The 18,516-nt window shown below is 56.8% G+C and carries 10 protein-coding genes; 4 read left to right on the top strand and 6 right to left on the bottom strand.

Going from position 1 to position 18,516, the window contains the following annotated elements:
* Position 1: 1 nt before the first annotated feature.
* The 6 genes from malE to AXW11_RS04240 form a co-directional block, all read right to left on the bottom strand.
* The gene (malE, locus tag AXW11_RS04265; RefSeq protein ID WP_085679266.1) at positions 2-1,219 is read right to left on the bottom strand and encodes a maltose/maltodextrin ABC transporter substrate-binding protein MalE; all 1,218 of its coding nucleotides are present in this window, start codon (positions 1,217-1,219) and stop codon (positions 2-4) included.
* Positions 1,220-1,392: 173 nt separating this feature from the next.
* Complete coding sequence (locus AXW11_RS04260; RefSeq protein WP_085679263.1) at positions 1,393-2,010, bottom strand: hypothetical protein; 618 nt, start codon at positions 2,008-2,010, stop codon at positions 1,393-1,395.
* Positions 1,997-2,287, bottom strand: a complete 291-nt coding sequence (locus tag AXW11_RS04255; RefSeq protein WP_085679260.1) for a hypothetical protein — start codon at positions 2,285-2,287, stop codon at positions 1,997-1,999. Before AXW11_RS04255 ends, AXW11_RS04260 begins: the two co-directional genes overlap by 14 nt.
* A 10-nt stretch (positions 2,288-2,297) precedes the next feature.
* Positions 2,298-10,787 (bottom strand): Ig-like domain-containing protein, encoded by an 8,490-nt coding sequence (locus AXW11_RS04250; protein ID WP_091642928.1) that lies wholly within the window; start codon positions 10,785-10,787, stop codon positions 2,298-2,300.
* A gap of 33 nt (positions 10,788-10,820) precedes the next feature.
* On the bottom strand, positions 10,821-11,648 hold the full coding sequence (locus AXW11_RS04245) for a sulfotransferase (protein ID WP_075194428.1): 828 nt from the start codon (positions 11,646-11,648) through the stop codon (positions 10,821-10,823).
* Between the two features lie 155 nt (positions 11,649-11,803).
* Positions 11,804-12,736: a D-2-hydroxyacid dehydrogenase gene (locus tag AXW11_RS04240; protein ID WP_091642926.1), complete on the bottom strand. Its 933-nt coding sequence runs from the start codon at positions 12,734-12,736 to the stop codon at positions 11,804-11,806.
* 97 nt (positions 12,737-12,833) lie between these two features.
* Between AXW11_RS04240 and tmpT the strand changes: the two genes are divergently transcribed.
* From tmpT to AXW11_RS04220, 4 genes are all read left to right on the top strand, one after another.
* Positions 12,834-13,487 carry a thiopurine S-methyltransferase gene (gene tmpT / locus AXW11_RS04235; protein ID WP_041334054.1) on the top strand — a complete coding sequence of 218 codons (654 nt, stop codon included), beginning with the start codon at positions 12,834-12,836 and terminating at the stop codon, positions 13,485-13,487.
* 233 nt (positions 13,488-13,720) lie between these two features.
* Positions 13,721-15,643 carry a PrkA family serine protein kinase gene (locus AXW11_RS04230; RefSeq protein ID WP_036208922.1) on the top strand — a complete coding sequence of 641 codons (1,923 nt, stop codon included), beginning with the start codon at positions 13,721-13,723 and terminating at the stop codon, positions 15,641-15,643.
* Positions 15,644-15,682: 39 nt separating this feature from the next.
* Positions 15,683-16,972 carry a YeaH/YhbH family protein gene (locus tag AXW11_RS04225; RefSeq protein ID WP_206512165.1) on the top strand — a complete coding sequence of 430 codons (1,290 nt, stop codon included), beginning with the start codon at positions 15,683-15,685 and terminating at the stop codon, positions 16,970-16,972.
* A complete protein-coding gene (locus AXW11_RS04220; protein WP_041334047.1) occupies positions 16,969-18,516 on the top strand; it encodes a SpoVR family protein in 1,548 nt (515 codons plus the stop codon). Before AXW11_RS04225 ends, AXW11_RS04220 begins: the two co-directional genes overlap by 4 nt.

Below are 18,516 nucleotides of genomic sequence, written 5' to 3'. Positions count from 1 at the left end.
CTCAGTTCGTAACGTAATGCCGGCGTGTCCAGCCCCGCATGTCATCAAGCCTTTCAAGCCGCCCTGCAGCCTCCTTGAGCGTGGACGCTATGGGGTAATCATCGGCCAGCATGCCGTCAAAGCGGATGGTCATCAGGTCCCAGAAGCGTTTCATCTCAGGAATGTTGGGCATGATTTCCCCACGACTGGCGGAGCGGAAGGTATGGTCAATAAACGGGTCTTCGCTGAGGGTTTTCACCACTTCCAGATGGGCCACGGCGCCAAGGGGCTTGTCGTCATTCACGGCGTGCAGGCCGGATTCGGTCAGCAGATAGTCCTCCATGAACTGACGGGCCAGTTCATGGTTGGTGGATACCGCGCTGATCCCCGCGGCCAGCACGCCCACAAAGGGTTTTCCAGGTTCACCGCTGACAGTGGGCACGTCGGCTATGCCCACGTTTATACCGGCGTCCCGTATCTCACTCCAGGCCCAGGGACCGTTAATGATCATCGCAGTCTGACCGGCCTTGAAGCCGTCCATCATGGTGCCGTAATCCGCATCTGCCGACAGCACACCGGAATCCAGCAAGTCTTTTATGCCTGCCACGGCACCGACAGCGCCATCTGTGTCCACACCAACATCGGAGAGGTCGTAAACCTGGTTTTCCAGGCCGAAACTGTACCCACCGGATCCGGCGAACACTGGCCAGGAAAAATACACATTCTTGTAGTCCCAGGAGATGGCCTCAATACCCTGTGCGCTCAGTCGTTGATGCTCAGCTTTCACGCCTTTCAGAGTGGCGGGCGGTGTTGAGACCAAATCCTTGTTGTAGAGCAGACTGACCACTTCCATGGCGATTGGGTAGCCATACACCCGATCGCCCACGGAAACCGCCTGCCAGGCAAAGGGTGCAATAGCCTCACGCACCTGCTCGGACGGCTCGATGGGGCGCAGGTGGCCCTCATTGATCCAGCTTCCAAAACGATCATGGGGCCAGATCACGATATCGGGCGCCTTGGAGGAATAGCCATAATGGTCGTACTCGGAGGTGAGATCGTCCGGCGTCTCCACGGTCACAGGAATGCCGGTTTCGGCTTCGAAGCGTCGGCCAACCTCAGCCAGCCCTTCATACCCCTTGTCGGAGTTGATCCAGATAAGCAATTCACCGCGTTCAAAGGAGAATGCCGGTGCAGAAAAGAAAACACAGGAAAGCACAAGAGCCAGGAGAGGTCTGATCATAGGTATCGCCCTGTTGTTATTGTTTGAGCGTTGGGAATCCCATGCCTCAAATGAGACATGCCACTGGCAGTTTATGCAGGAGGCGAGGGTCGGCGCGTCATACGCGTGCAAACTTTAAGGGGATGAGATGAGGGGCGTAAGCGAGAGTGGGCCGAAAGCCCACTCTCGGCTCGCTATAACGGAAGGAGTACCTGAATACCGAATGAAGTCTGGCTGCTCACCTTTATGTCACGATCAAGGCCACTGCCGGTTACACCGGACTGGCGGGCATCGATGACCGTGTGTCGCAGGAACAGGCCCGCGGACAATGGTCGGTCACCGCCACCAGGCCCAGCGCCTAATGTTGTCAGGACACCCACTTCGGCGCCCCAGGCAAACCGGGTATTGCTGTCATCGGTGATGTCATCACTAAAACGAATCGCTCCCAGTCTTGGTCCAGCATAGACAGCGCCACTACCATCTTCCTGACGCCAGAGAAGATCCACTCCGCCCAATGCTTCCAGCAACCCCGCATTATCCCACTTTGCATGCCCCAGGGTCCCGGTTACCCGATAACCTTGACCAGAATGGTCACCCTCATAGGCTGCCAAAACCGAACCAGACAGCGTTGTGCCGTGATCCAGGTTGGAAAAAGCCGCACCGGGTCCTTCGATGTCTGCAGCCAGGGACGAGCCGCCCAATTGGGCGCCCACGAAGAGAGCACCGCTGGCTGCCGCAACACTGGCCGGAGCCAAGATGGCCCCGACCAGAAGAGAGGCGACCAACCACTGCCGACGCTTATCGCTGGGCATAATAGTTTCCCCGGACCAACTCCGCCGTTCCGGCCAGAACCGTTACAAACTTGCGGTCCCCCTGCTGTTCATGGCGTACCGCAATCCTCGAATCTTCCGACGGGCGGGTCAGCTCATCACCCCTGAAGACCTCCACTTCATCTCCCGGTTGCAGGAACAATCTCGCATTGTTCGGTTCCTCGTCGAACCCCCCACCACAGGCGGAAAGCAACATCATCACAATCAACGCACTGGCGCGGAAAGCGTGACGAACGGACTCACAGGCTATTGAATTCATCATCATCTCCTCAGAACCGGATCGGCCGCGTCACGCGGGTTTCGATGGTAATAGTATGCTTACCGGACTCGCTCTCAACCTCGACAGTGTTGCCGGCCTCGAACAGGCTTTCACGACTTGTGGGCATTTCCACGCTCTGGCAGGTCAGTGTATCGGGATCGTATGTTCCGAAGCCTGTGCCGGCTTCACCGTTACCGAAGGTTTCCACCCAGGCACACACATCACTGCCGTCTAGCCTCACGCGGCTGCGCAGATTGCCATCCTCGTTCAAGCTGGTGAAGGCACCGGGAACCCGGATGTCCGCTTCAGAGCGCTCACCCAGGCGATTGATCAACCGATGGTTGGCGCTGCCGTCAGCACTGGCGGTTGCTTCAAGGGAACGGCCGTTTGCGGATGCACGTGTCACCACCCGGACATCACCATCATCGTCACGCTCCATGATCGTGGATGAGCCTGGCAGGTAACTGAAGGCACGGGTGGATGCCCCGCCCGCGGCCACTTCATGCCGAACCTCGCCATTACCCAGAAGCTCTGTCAGTAACGTGGCGTCGGTTTCGTCAACCACGGTTACCACGCGGTCGTTGAAGAACAACGACAGGCTGCCTGGGATAAGGGAACGGGCCTGGTTATCCCGCATGTCAACACGTCCTGACAGTCGATGGACCGATGTGCCGTCGAGGCGAATCCTGGCCGACAGTTCGCCCCCAGGCAGCGAACGAGACGCATTGATGCCATCACCATTCACCGCGGGACTGACGAATACCGACTCGTTGCCGTTGGACAGGTCCGTAACCTCCAGCCGACTGATGATGGGTTGTCCACTCGCCGCCCCTAATATCTCGCCGGCACGATTCAACTCGTTACCGTCGGGGTCCAGATCGCGGCCACCGGTAGTTGCCTGATCGCCATCAATGATGAGAATCGAACCGGCTGGCAGATTGGTGGTATTGGCGCTACCGTCGATATACTCCACCTGACCATTACTGGCCACACGAGCCATGTGCTCGACGCCAGCGTTCGGATAAGGCTGATCAAGGGCGATGTAACCATCGACCATCACCATGCCCACGGAACCACCTTGACGAACCGTTACACCTGAAGAAACCGGCGTAATGATGCCATCCGCGTACTGGCTGACAGCGCTGACTCTTCCAGCGGGCGTCACACGATACTCTACAGCGGTCGTTTCGCTGCCACTGGTCGCCTCACCCCTCAGTGAAACCGTGCCGTCGGCAGCCAGCTCAATGTCCGCGGGCACCATATCGAACTGGACAGCCGTGGTTTCAAGTACGGCACCGTCCGCCGAATAGCGGGTTCCGGAGACCAATACCCTTTCCATGACTAACTGGACGATCGTCATTTCGCTGCTGCCACCGTCACTATTCTCGATGACCACTTTGCTAAGCATGTCACCCCCAGCCAGGGCCGTGACAATCAGTTCGGCGGCATCGCTGGTCAGCTGGCTGACTGGATCGGCATCACCGGCCTGGCCGAACACCGCGATTGTTGTCTCGCCAGAGGGAGACACGGCAACGGTTTGCTCACTGCCGTCAGATTGCGAGAAGGTCAGCGTTTGCCGCCCGGACGCATCGGGCGATTCTGTCGCAGGCAGCGGTGCCTGGGGATCATCCACGAGAACTGACACACTCCGCTTTTCGCCAGCGGCGTCCACGAAGGTGGCTTCGTAAAGCGCCTTCGAAGGTTGATCGTCGGTGTAGGACGGCCATTTGTCATTGCCTACCTCAACGACAGGGTTATCCGAGTCGACGACAGGAATGTCCGCGCCCTCATCCGACCCTGGCGTCACCGGGCTTTCAGGAGAGCCCTGGCCACCGTCGTCGGAACCACCGGAATTGCCGGTTACCCGAACGCTAAAGGCTGCCAGCTCCGAAGACTCATCGCCGTTGCTGACGCTGATCACGATGCCACCATAACGGCCCACATCGTCCAGTTCCGGTGTGCCGCTAACACGACCATTCTGTTCATCGAACGTTGCCCATGCGGGCAGGTTGACGACACTGAAGGTCAGTGGGTTGCCATCGGTATCGGTGACCACCGGGGTGAAACGATACGCGTTTCCGGCTGAAACGGTCGAGGTCGGCGAGCCGGAGATCTGTGGCTGATCCGGAACCGGTGCTACCACGAGACGGACCACAGCCAGGCGGGATCTGCGGCCGAAATCGTCTGCCACCGTATAGGTAAATCGGTCTTCACCGTAGAAATTTTCCCCTGGCGTGTAGCTGACTGTGCCACCGGCACCTACGGACAAGGTGCCATTCAACGGTTGCTGTTCAACCTGCAGTGACGCCGTATCCAGAGTACCGTTGAGGTCTTGGTCATTAGTCAGAGGTGACAAGCTGGTATCGTTGTCCTCGGCTACCGTCACGTCACGATCATTGGCCAAAGGCCGGTTGTTACCTGGCTGGTCGGTTACCGTGACAGTGGCTGGGCCAGATACTTGGCCATCCTCATCCTGAACGGTATAGGTGAAGGTATCGGAGCCATCGAAGGTGTCATTCGGGGTATAGCGGAAAACGCCGGCCCCGGTGTCCAGTGTTACCAGTCCCTGAGCAGGGCTATCCACTACACTCAGGGTTGCCGGGCTCAACGCCAAGCCCAAACCACGGTCATTGCCTAGCACGTTGATTGCGATGGTTGCACCGTCCATGGCCTGAACCTGATCGTTTCCAGCCACCGGCACACCCGCAAGACCGACGTTGATCGTGACAAGTGCTGATTCCGACACCAGTCCACGATCATCACGGACGGTGTAGTGGAAAGCGTCCTCGCCCCGGAAGTCCGCGTCCGGCATGTAAGCAATTGCACCTGTGGCTGGGTCAACCTCGGCCACACCGTGGCGCGGCAGACTGCCCAGTTCAACAGTGCCACTGGCAAGCGCGCTACCTGTGGCTTCGTCGTTTGTGAGCACATTCACCGCAATCTCAGCGGCCATCTCAGTGTCGGCAGAATCATCCCGCGCAAGCGGCGCTATGGCGCCATCAGCCACGTTGATATACAGACGGGTCACTGCGGAGCGGACACCGTTTGCATCGGACACGGTATAGGCAAGGCTTTCCACACCCTCGAAATCACTCTCCGCGGTGTAGGTTAATTTCCCATCGGCCCACTGTGCCGTGCCGTGATGGGGGCGGAGGATCAGTTCGGCGCTTTGCGGGTCCAGACTCACACCCGAGGTTCCGGCGTAATCGTTATCCAGCGGCGCAAGAGTCACCGTGCCACCCGGAACTACTGTAGCAACATCCCCACGAGTGACTGGAGGAAGGCCGGCCGGCTCGACAATCAGGCTGACCGTCGCCGCATTGGATTGGCCACCGAACTCGTCCTCCACCACGTAGGTGAAGCTGTCCGGGCCAGTGTAGTCGGTTTCCGGCTCATAGGTTACGGCTCCCGTCCCGGTCTCGACTGACACACGGCCGTGGGTCGGTTGGGCAACTACCCGCACGCTGGCCAGATTCAGGCGCCCTTCCTCGTCGCGATCGTTCGCCAGAACATCCAGCGCCAGGCGAGCGCCCTGGTCAAGGTTCGCGCTGTCGTTGTCAGCTTCCGGTGCCTGGTTCCCAACGGTAAAGCGGAAGGCAGTATCGCCCACGATGCCTGCCCAGCCATTGCCGGCTGCATCTTCCAAACTGTTCGCGGCGAATGTTACGTAATACTCGTGCGTTGGCACCAAGACCTCGTCCAGGGCAATAGTGACCTGAGCATCGTCTATAGATACTTGTGTGTCCGTAATGACAAGGCGTGTGTGCTCGACGCCGTCGGTGGCATCCTGGACCACCAATTCACCAACACCTGCAAACACGGGCTCGTCAAACGTCAGTGACAAATCACTCTGATAAGGAACGTCACTGGCGCCTGCTGCCGGCACAGAGCTCTGGAGAACCGGGACTGAGCCGTCGAACGCGAGAATCAGTGGATCAGAGGCTTCACTGGCATTACCTGCCTCGTCCTCGGCAACGCCCGCAAGCAATTCAATGGTTACATCGCCATCACCCGCAGCTTCAACCGTCAGTTCAAACAAGCCGTTGCCGGAGTCAGTAAACCCGGTAACAGAGCCGTTGTTGACTGATAGATCTCCGGACACGAAACCGGTAACGGTTTCACCGAAGTCGACCGTCACGCCAATAGGCGCGTTGGTAACGTCTGCCGTCACATCCGTGGTGATAACAGGCACCGGTGCTGTACCGTCATAGACTCGCCTGAGCTGAGTCGCTGCCGTAGAATCGTTACCCGCTGCATCCTGCGCAACGCCAGCACCAACATCCACGGTGACAGTACCATCATCGGTGGGCGTAATGGTGGCCGTATAACTGGCCCCGCTACCGGAAAAACTTCCCACAGTGGCATTGGACACCGTGATGTCCCCGACCGCAAAACCATTGACTGGCTCATCGAACGTGATGGACACCGTGAACTCGGCATGGGTCACCGGATCCGCCGCCGAGTCCAGAGTGACAGAGGCCGCCGTCGCATCCAGGGTGGCTGTTGTAGTGACTGAAGAGGACTGGTTACCAGCCTCATCCGTCAGCGCAACAGACAAGGTAAGCGTTCCATCACCAAGATTTCCGACATCCAGACCAGTAATCTGCTGGGCGCCATCAGACACGGTGCCCGTCCCGGTGACTGGGGTGCCTCCCCCGTTACTGGAAATACTGTAGCTGTAATCGGCCCCCACTTCTGCACCCGCAAATGTGAAACTGACAGAGTCCGATTCGGACGCGTTCAGGGTACTGTCATCAAAGCTAACCGAGTAGCCAGACGGCGCTACCGCATCTACAAGCACACTACTGGTGTTACCCAACGAGTTCAGGGTGGTATTCAGATCGTTCCCCGCGCTGTCCTGTAGCGTGCCACCATTCAGATCGACCACTGCCGAGACGGCCACGCCGTCCGCATCTTCATCTCCCGACTGCACTGTGTATCTGAACGCCAGGGCGGAAGTTCCACTGCCACTCAGATAACTGGCGTAGCGGGTGGTACTTCCTACCGTCAGCGGGATTCGCGGTGTTCCGCCAGCGGTATTGACCGTCACGTTCTCGCTGGTATTAACGGTGAAATCCAGGTTCTCGCCTGCAACATACAGGTCGTTTGACGGTACCGAGACGCTGCTGACAGTCGGGGCCACTGCATCCACCAGAACGGAACTGGTACTCCCCACTGAGTTCAGAGTTGTATCCAGATCGTTACCGGCGCCATCCTGCAGGGTTCCGCCATTGGCCTCCAGAGCACCGACACTGATGCCATCCGCATCAAGGTCGCCCGCCTGGAGGGTATAGCGGAATGTCAGGGCACTGGTGCCGCTACCAGAAATATAACTGGCGTAGACGACCGAGCCACCAATCGTCAGGGAAAGGCGTGGAGTGCCACTCGCCGTGTTTACGGTCATCGGCTGGCTGGTATTGACGGTGAAATCCAGATTCTGCCCGGTTGCATACGTACCGTTGGAGGGAACGGAAACGCTGTTGATGGTCGGGGTTACACTGGCGGTTAACTGGCTACTGTCCGCAGCGGTCAACGCGCCGGAAGAGGCCCGCAGATTGAAAGTTTCATCACTGGATCCGGACGCAGTGTAAGTGGCCTGAAAACCAGTAAAGGTCGCGGTGCCAGAACTGGGTGTCAGGGTGACAGTAGACCCATTACCATCAGTGTCGCCCGTCCCCGTCAGGCTAGCGCTTCCGGCTCCGTTGACTTCCGCAAGCGTTATGTCGGTCGAGTATCCGGTATCGGGAACGTTATTGCCGTCAACGGCCGATATAACCGGGACAGTGGTAAAGGCGGTAGCCACACCACTCGTTAACGTGGTGGGAGCAGGCTGATTGTCGAAGATCAGCTTTGTGGCCACGACGTCGGAAGTGACGGCATTGGCATCGACTGTTGGCAGATCACTGCCAACACCGGCTTGATCGTCGGCCGTCAGAGTGAAACTCTGCTGGTCAGCGGTGGCGGAGTAGGTCAGCCCTGTAAAGGTTGCAACACCATTAACGGACGCCTGGGTGTTGTTTGACATTGATCCCGCACTGGCTTCCACCAGGGTGATTGTTTCAGTGAAATCAGCATCTATGTTGCCGAAGGCATCACGAGCGACCACCACAGGCTGGGTGGTCAGTGCACTGCCGGAAACCGAACCAGAAGGCTGGGTTGCAAATGCCAGTTGCGAAGCCACTACTTCGATGGCTGTTCCGGTGCCGTTGGTAACCGTGGAGGTGGAGCCCATCTGGGTGCCAGAGCCGCCTACCGTGAGATCGGTATCGCCATCCACCGATAGGATGACCGTTCGATCTTCGGTCAGGCCGGTATTGTCGTTGTAGTAAGCGTTGACGGTGTAGGTTTCGCTGGCTCCATGTGCAACAGAAACACCCAACGAGGAGAAAGTAATCGTATCGGAGCCCCCATTGTAGGTGCCCGTTACGTTGCTTACATCCGGCCCATTAAGCCGCCAGGTGATCTTTGAACGCTCCGTATCCGAGCTGCTCCCGGAGACGTTCAAGGTGATTTCGGTGACATTCAGGGGGAGGTTGTCACTGGTGCCTCCGTCTGCAAGAGTGAAGTCAAACACATTGACGGTCTCGGCCACCGTATCGACCGTAGTAAACAGTGCAACCGGCTCAGCAACGCCTGCCGCAGTGATCAGGCTGCCATCATTGTCACGGAGAGTTGTCACATCTATTTTTGTGGGGCTCCCCAAATTCGGCACACCATCTTCCGACACCACCCACAAGTCATAGGATGTCCCGGCCGACAAACCTGTAATGTCATCGGTGAAGTCCACACCATTGGAGGAGACATTGTAGCTACCGCTAAAAGGAGCAGGGCTGCCTAATCGGTCAGTCCCATTCCGGACGTTGACTGCCAAGGGAGCCGCCGCGCCGTCGGATAGGGCAACCCAATAGGTAACACCAGCCTCGTCTAGGCGGGTAGTCAACGTTGTCTGATTGGCTGTGGTCCCCGAAACCGACGGAGTGCCGTTTTGATAAGATGGCGCAACATTATCGTTCACGGTAATAGCGAACGACTCCTGGTAACTGGCCGTACCGTCGCTGGTTTCAATACACACATCGTAGGAGCCCGATGCCAGACTGCCAGCCGTCTCCAGGTCATCGTTGGCGTTGTCGACCTGGAAGCTCGCATTGTCGTCATCGCCAGAAGCACCACAACTACCATTGGCCGAGGCTCCGTTTGAGACAAGGTTGTAACTGTGGTCATCGCCGACATCAGAGTCTGTTGTTGAAAGGGAACCTACGACGCTTCCCGCACCCGTTAATGACTGGTTGATACTCGTTGAATTAAGAGCTATATCGCTGGGAGCTGCGTTCGGCTCCACTGTAGAAAACGAGGTTATTCCTGTACTACCAGAACACGAGGCGAGGCCGAGGGCCAGACGATCTACGTTCTTGCCAGCAAACGAACTCATATTGATGGTATTGCTGTAGCCTGTCGGGGCGTTATTGTAAGACGAAGCGATTGGTGCTCCACTGGAGTAGCCAATCACATCCACAGAACCACAACCGCTGCCCAATACCAGTGAAGAAAACTCAACGCCCCCTGAGTTGCTCGCCAGATAAATTATATGACTGGACTGTATTGGATTGAGATAACCCACTTGCCCATTTTTACCACAACGAAACGGCCCTGGCTGGGTTGTCACTGTGAAATCACCGTTCTCTGACGTAATCGTGCTTAAGCCAGATTGGTAATCGCCACCGTTATTGGCGTTACAAAAATTACGGGGCGAGAAGCTGCCAAGTACCCCAGAGAAGTCCCTCAGAGCTTTTTCGCTGAAGGGCAACGTCGTTTCAATATCCCCACGGACAACTTCAAGAACCCAGTCGCCTCCAAGGCCGGCATTGCCGGTAGGGCTGGATGAGGCCGCCACATCAAGGTGTGTTTCGCGACGAATGATGTCGAGAATACTGTCGTCGCCCGCGGCAACATCACAACCATATAGAAGAAGATCGGCGCCGGGGCGCGTGGCCCCCTCAAAAGCGGCAAGGAAATCAGGGTTATCCTCAAGAGTAGCTTCATCGACTCGCTCATTGCCGAGAATAAGAGCTCCGGCCTGACCATGAGAGATAAGGTGAATAGCCGTCAGATCCCGGTAAGCAGAAAGCACGTCGATGATCTGCTGAAGTCGCCCGCTTCCGTCAGACAGGTGGACTACCTCGGTATCTGGCCTGGTCGCGTAATCAAACCACTCGCTTTGCGGCACTCCGGCGTCAACGAGAACCAACTCCCGCAGCGGCTGCCCCTGTTCTACCTGCAGAAAGTCAGCACTTAGTATTGGCTGATTGATCAAGAATTCGCCTGCAGTTCTCGGCAGCGAGCTCAACGACGGCAACTGAGCAGCGGTATCAGGGATGCCCTGGGCGGTTCGCAGATAGGTCCGAGGCATATAGGTACCCGCCGATGCAGTAGCAGCGGCGGCATACATACCCATAGGCGCCATCAATGCGCCAAGCCCATTCAGGACAGTCTTTTTTTGCATAATTCCTCTCCGCGCCACCACTTGGGGGCGTGCCTAGTTTTTCTTCGGTGCGATGATGTTGGCAGCAGTACCCGTGTTGTCCTGCCAGAAATCCATTTCCTGATATTTCGAAAACAGGTCGGGCGGCAAGATGGTGCGGCGGCTATTGAATTCCACTTTCTTCTTAACGGCATGAAGCCCCTTCACGCCCAGGGTTTCGTCAAATTCAGTTTCTTGGTATTCCACCCTGTCAAAATCATGCTCAAAAGGGGTTTCGCCGATAAACTGATAAATCAGCTCGAGACAACGGCCCGGATGCTGAGTCAGCAAGTCATAATCCAGAAGCAGCAGACGGTCCGAGAACTCCCCGTAGTAGGCCTCTTTCAAAGCTGTCCAGGCAGAGCCAACCGCGCCGCCAGCGCTAATCAAGGCGTCACATCGGCTATAGACGGTCTGGCGATTGCCGGAATTAAACATCCGACTGTAATCAAAGGGGTTTTTTCGGTGGATGACTTCGAAGCTGTCCATAATCCAGGCCGGATTACGAACGCAACAGATCACTTTAAAGTCATCAAACAACTCCACGAGTTGATGGAGGCGGGACGTCCAGTGGCGATTGGTGTCAAAAATAACCGGTCTCTGGCCGACGTCTTCGTAATAGGCGTCAAAGAGTGAACGGCATATGCGCTTACGCCGGGTTTCATCGAAGAAGGTATAGAATTCGCTGCCGGCACCCATCTGCTCCAGAGCGCCATTTATCAACCCTCCGACAGGACTACTCATAGAAGCGTAAAGCCGGGGGTTTTGTCTCAGAATTCCTGCAAGCAACGTCGACCCGGACCGGGGCAGGCCTGAAATGAAATGAAACTGACTGGGGGGCATCACGACTCCCTGAGATGAAGCTACCGTTGCGCTGTTATCACAACGATTTCCTTGGACCTACCACCATTAACTTTCTGTTAGGCGCCAAAGATAGCTCAGTGAGCCGTCACTTTCCCCTCTACAAAGGTAATATTTAGTAATTTTTTATTGGTTTATTAGATTGTCGATAAGTTACTTGCAGTAATCTCCACAATCCGTTGCCGCGCCTCCCGACTCGCCCAGGCCGAATGTGGCGTCACAATCAGGTTGGGAATATCATCCGCCAGCAACGCATTGCCATTTCGTGGCGGCTCCTCCGTCAGCACATCAAAGCCGGCACCGCCAATAGTCCCCGCCCGCAGGGCGTCCGCAAGCGCCTGCTCGTCCACCAGGCCGCCACGGCTGGTATTGATCAGCAGCGCCTCCGTTTTCATCATCTTCAGTTCGCGGGCGCCTATCATATTCCGGGTGTCGTCCGTCAGCAGGCAGTGAAGCGACAGCACATCCACTTTGGGCAGCAGCTCATCCAGGGGAATCCGGGGGTAACCATCCACCTCACCAGTTGCCTGTCCGGGCCTTGCGCCAAGCACAATATTCATCCCAAACGCCTTTGCGCGCTCCACAACGCCCTGCCCAAGGTCGCCATAGCCAACAACCCCCAGCGTGCGCCCTTCCAGTTCCATGATGGGATGATCCATCAGGCAGAACATCGAGCTTTGCCCCCAGCGCCCGGCCCGCACGTCCTTGTCGTAATCCACCAAGCGCGTGGCCAGCGCGAGAATCAACGCCATGGTGTGCTGCGCCACGGTGGAGCGGCCATAGTTGGTCACGTTCATCACCGTTACGCTGTGGTCTTTCGCCGCATCCTTATCAATGTTGTTCAGCCCCGTCGCCACCACCGCAACCGTCTTTAGCTCCGGGCAGGCCTCGAAGTGCTCCCGCGACAGCACAACCTTATTCACCAATACCGTGTCGAATCCCCGTATGCGCTCCTGCACCTGCTCGGGGGACGTTCGCGGATGTTTGACCATCTCCCCGGTCACTGCCTCAATCGGCGAGAGGTCCACATCGTTACCCAGTGTGTCTGCGTCCAGAAATACGGCTTTCATTCGTCGTTCCTTATTCATGAAGTTTTTGGCCGACCAACAGAGCCCCAGATTAAGTTAGACTGAGCGAAACCTCCAATTGGCGAAAAGGGGAACACTCATGGAACATCAGTTCTGGCACGAACGCTGGGCCAAGAAAGAAATCGGCTTCCACGAAGGCACCGTCAATCAGTACCTCCATGACCACTGGCCAGAGCTCGCCGGCAATGGCACCGGTGCCGTGCTCGTTCCCCTGTGCGGAAAGGCCCATGACATGTGGTGGCTCCATGACCGCGGCCACGCTGTCATCGGCGTGGAATTGAGTGACGTTGCCTGCAAGGACTTCTTCGAAGAGGGCCAGGAGAAAGCGAAGGTTCACCCGGGTGAACCCTTCACCAAATTTGCCCACGACGATCTCCAGCTTTGGTGCGGCGACTTTTTCCAGTTGGTGCCGGAGGACCTGAAGCACGTCCGGCTGGTGTACGATCGTGCTGCCCTGATCGCCCTGCCACCCCACATGCGCCAGGATTATGTCGACCACCTGACCGCCGTGATTCCGGATGGCACCCGCATACTTCTGATCACCCTGGACTACGACACCGACATCAAGGGCCCGCCGTTCAATGTCAGTGACGAAGAAGTACTGAAACTATACTCCGCTGATTACGAGATCGAACATATACTCACCAATACGCTGGCAAAAGATCACCCTTTTACCAAGCGTAAAGGGCTTGCTGGCGCGACGGAGAGTGTGTTCCGTCTCAGCAAGCGCTGATACACAATTTAATGAACCTTAACGCTTTTACTCCTGTCCAAGTCCCGAAGCTTGAACTAAGCTCACAGTAACAAGACCGACATAAACGCGTCAGCGTAAATCGGTCTGTTACTCCCTTTACTTCCACCCATAACCATAACGACCGCCTGGAGCGGCGGACCCAACAGCAACGGGGATATTGTGTGAACTAAAAGCTGTCTTTTCATGGCAAGAGAGCAAGCGAGGGGCCATCTATGAGCATAATGCAGCATTTCAAAGACCGGTATGAAGCAACTCAAGAAGAAGAATACACTCTTGAGGAATACCTGGAGATCTGCAAAAAGGACCCGGCGGCATACGCCACTGCCGCAGAAAGGATGTTACTGGCCATCGGCGAGCCGGAGCATATCGACACATCCCGTGACTCCCGGCTGTCACGTATCTTTTCCAACAAGGTGATCAAGCGTTACCCGGAATTCTCCGAGTTCTATGGCATGGAAGAGGCCGTGGAAAACATCGTCTCCTTCTTCCGCCACGCTGCCCAGGGCCTGGAAGAGAAGAAACAGATCCTCTACCTGCTTGGCCCCGTCGGTGGCGGCAAGTCCTCTCTCGCTGAAAAACTCAAGTCACTGATGCAGAAAGTGCCCTTCTATGCGATCAAGGGCTCACCCGTTAACGAGTCGCCACTAGGCCTGTTCGATCCCGCTGAGGATGCGAGTATTCTGGAAGAGGAATACGGCATTCCGTCCCGCTACCTCAAGTCCATCATGTCGCCCTGGGCGGTAAAACGTCTGCACGAGTACGGCGGCGACATCAGTCAGTTCCGTGTGGTGAAGATGTACCCGTCGGTACTGGACCAGGTGGGTGTATCCAAGACCGAGCCGGGCGATGACAATAACCAGGACATCTCCGCCCTCGTTGGCAAGGTGAATATCCGCATGCTGGAAGACTTCTCCCAGGATGACCCGGACGCCTACAGCTTCAGCGGCGGCCTGTGCAAGGCCAACCAGGGCCTGATGGAATTCGTGGAAATGTTCAAAGCGCCTATCAAGGTGCTGCATCCGTTACTGACCGCCACCCAGGAAGGCAACTACAACACCACCGAAGGCATGGGCTCCGTGCCGTTCGACGGTATTATCCTGGCCCACTCCAACGAGTCCGAGTGGCAGACCTTCCGTAACAACAAGCACAATGAGGCCTTCCTTGACCGGGTGTATATCGTCAAGGTGCCCTACTGCCTGCGCGTGACGGAAGAGATTGATATTTATCGCAAATTGCTGCGCGACAGTTCCCTTTCCGGCGCCCCTTGCGCACCGGACACCCTGGATATGCTGGCGCAGTTCTCCATCCTGTCGCGGGTCAAAGAGCCGGAAAACTCCAGTATCTTTTCCAAGATGCGGGTTTACGATGGCCAGAACATCAAGGATACCGATCCCAAAGCCAAGTCGATCCAGGAATATCGCGATTCAGCCGGCGTGAATGAGGGCATGGACGGACTGTCCACCCGTTTCGCGTTCAAGATTCTGTCCAAGGTCTTCAACTTCGACACCACGGAGGTGGCGGCTAACCCGGTTCATCTGCTCTATGTGCTGGAAAAACAGATCGAGCAGGAGCAGTTCCAGGCCGAGACCCACGACCGCTACCTGCGGTTTATCAAGGAGTTCCTGGCGCCTCACTACGTTGAGTTTATTGGCAAGGAAATCCAGACGGCTTACCTAGAAAGCTACAGCGAATACGGCCAGAACCTGTTCGATCGCTACGTCACCTATGCCGACTTCTGGATTCAGGATCAGGAATACCGTGATCCGGAAACCGGGGAGATTCTCGACCGCTCGTCCATTAACGACGAACTGGAGAAAATCGAGAAGCCGGCCGGCATCAGCAACCCGAAAGACTTCCGCAACGAGGTGGTCAATTTCGTGTTGCGGGCACGGGCGAACAACCAGGGTCGTAACCCGTCCTGGCTCAGCTACGAAAAACTGCGCAGCGTGATCGAGAAGAAAATGTTCTCCAATACCGAGGACCTGCTGCCGGTTATTTCCTTCAATCCGAAGGCCAGCCAGGAGGATCAGAACAAGCACAAGCAGTTCGTCGAACGTATGGTCGATCGAGGCTACACGGAGAAACAGGTCCGCCTCCTTGCGGAATGGTACCTGCGGGTTCGTAAGTCTCAATAAGTCAGCCTTCATACGCTGAACTGGAGTGAAACTATGGGTATGACCCACGTAGTCGACCGGCGACTGAACGGCAAGAACAAGAGCGCGGTAAACCGGGAACGTTTCCTGCGCCGTTACCGCCATCATATCAAAAAGGCCGTGGCGGACGCGGTTCACCGGCGCTCCATTACGGATATTGAGCGTGGCGAGAATGTCAGTATTCCGTCCCGGGATACTGACGAACCGATCTTCCACCATGGCCAGGGCGGCAAGCGGGAAATGGTCCACCCCGGCAACAAGGAGTTCGTGACGGGTGACACGGTGCCCAAACCCCCAGGAGGTGGCGGCGGAGGCCAGGGACAGGGCCAGGCCAGCCCGGATGGCGAAGGCATGGATGAGTTCGCCTTTCAGATCACCCAGGAAGAATTCCTCGACTTTCTGTTTGATGATCTGGAACTTCCCAATCTCGCCCGTAAAAAGCTGAAAGACACCGAGGCGTTCAAATACGTTCGCTCCGGTTTTTCAACCCAGGGCATACCCGCCAAGCTGGACGTGGTTCGCTCATTGCGGGGCGCCCATGCCCGACGCCTTGGCCTCGGTGGCGCGCGCCGCAAGAAAATCCGCCGAATGGAGGAAGAGCTGGCCGCGCTGAAAAGCGCGCCGGAGGATCTGGACCCGGCCTTCAGCCACGAGGACCAGATCAAAGCCCTGGAGGATGAGATTGCCGATCTCAAGGCCAATGTCCGGCGCATCCCGTTCATTGACGAGATTGACCTGCGGTACCGCCAGCACGTGAAGAAGCCCCAGCCAGCCACCAGTGCCGTAATGTTCTGCCTGATGGATGTGTCCGGGTCGATGACCCAGATGCACAAGGACATCGCCAAACGTTTCTTCATCCTGCTGTATCTGTTCCTGAAGAAGAACTACAAGAAGATCGAAGTGGTCTTCATCCGCCACCACACCAGCGCCAAGGAAGTGGACGAGGAAGAGTTCTTCTACTCACGGGAAACCGGCGGCACCATCGTATCCAGTGCTCTGAAACTGATGCACAAGATCATCGAGTCCCGGTATTCCCCTGCGGAATGGAACATCTATGCCGCCCAGGCCTCGGACGGCGACAACTGGAACGATGATTCGCCCATATGCAGCAAGTTGCTGGCCGACAGCATCCTGCCGTTGGTGCAGTACTACGCCTATGTGGAGATCACGCCCCAGGATCACCAGATGCTCTGGTACGAATACGAGAAAATTCAGGAGCGGTTCCCGCAGAGCTTCGCGCTGCAACAGATCGCCGACCCTGGTGAAATCTATCCGGTCTTCCGCCAGTTGTTCGAGAGGAAAGCCGCATGACCGACACCATCGACAGACCCAACGAACCGAAAACCCGGGAACCTATCTCGACCAGTTCCGAGTGGACCTTCCCGCTGATCGAGAAATACGACGAGGAAATCGCCAAATGCGCGGCGGAGTTCGGTCTCGACACCTACCCCAATCAGGTGGAGGTGATCAGCGCCGAACAGATGATGGATGCCTACAGCTCCGTCGGTATGCCCGTGGGTTACCACCATTGGTCTTTCGGCAAGCAGTTCCTGTCTACCTCCAAAGGGTATCAGCGGGGGCAGATGGGGCTTGCCTACGAGATCGTGATCAACTCCGATCCTTGCATCGCTTACCTGATGGAGGAGAACACCCTGCCCATGCAGGCATTGGTGATTGCCCACGCTTCCTATGGCCACAACTCGTTCTTCAAGGGCAACTACCTGTTCCGCACCTGGACCGACGCCAGCGCCATCATTGACTATCTGGTATTCGCCCGTAACTACGTGGCCGAGTGCGAGGAGCGTTATGGCCTGGATGCGGTGGAAGAAATCCTGGATTCCTGCCACGCGCTGATGAACTACGGCGTTGACCGCTACAAACGCCCCGCGCCGATCTCTGCCGCCGAAGAGCTGCGCCGGCAAAAGGAACGCGAGGAATATCAGCAGCGCCGGCTCAACGATCTTTGGCGCACCATCCCCAAAATGGGCGAGGATGACGACCCGGTGAGCCGCAAGAAGCGCTACCCGGAAGAACCCCAGGAAAACATCCTCTACTTCATCGAGAAGAACGCGCCACTACTGGAAACCTGGCAGCGGGAAATCATCCGTATCGTTCGAAAGCTGGGGCAGTACTTCTACCCGCAGCGCCAGACCCAGGTGATGAACGAAGGCTGGGCCACCTTCTGGCATTACACCCTGCTACACAGAATGTACGACAAGGGCTTGGTGAACGACGGTTTCATGATGGAGTTTCTGCAAAGTCATACGGCCGTGGTTTACCAACCACCGTTTGACAGCCCCTGGTATTCGGGCATCAACCCCTACACTCTGGGTTTTTCGATGTTCACCGACCTGCGGCGGATCTGTGAGAATCCCACCGACGAGGACCGCGAATGGTTCCCGGACTTTGCCGGTTCTGATTGGCTGGAAACCCTGCATTTCGCCATGAAGAATTTCAAGGATGAGAGTTTCATCCAGCAGTTCCTGTCCCCAAAAGTGATGAGGGATCTGAAGCTTTTTGCCATTCAGAACGATGATGAGGAAGACGTCTACCGGATCACCGCCATCCACGATGACCCCGGCTACCGCAGCCTTCGGGAAAAGCTGGCACGGCAATACAACCTGAGCTACCGCGAACCCAATATCCAGGTCTGGAATGTGGATGTCAGGGGGGATCGATCACTGACCCTGCGGCACATCCCCGTCGACAGGGTTCCACTTGGCGACGACACTGATGAGGTGCTTCGTCACGTGCATCGTTTGTGGGGCTTTGATGTCCACCTTGAAAGCGTCGACAACGGCGTGGTCATGGAGGAGTGCCACTGCCCGCAACGGGAACCGGACGACGCGGATTGA

This window comes from Marinobacter sp. Hex_13 (assembly GCF_001566815.1).
Taxonomy (GTDB): Bacteria; Pseudomonadota; Gammaproteobacteria; order Pseudomonadales; family Oleiphilaceae; genus Marinobacter; species Marinobacter salarius.
The sequence above is the reverse complement of the archived record's forward strand: the minus strand, read 5'-3'. Positions and strand labels throughout refer to the sequence as shown.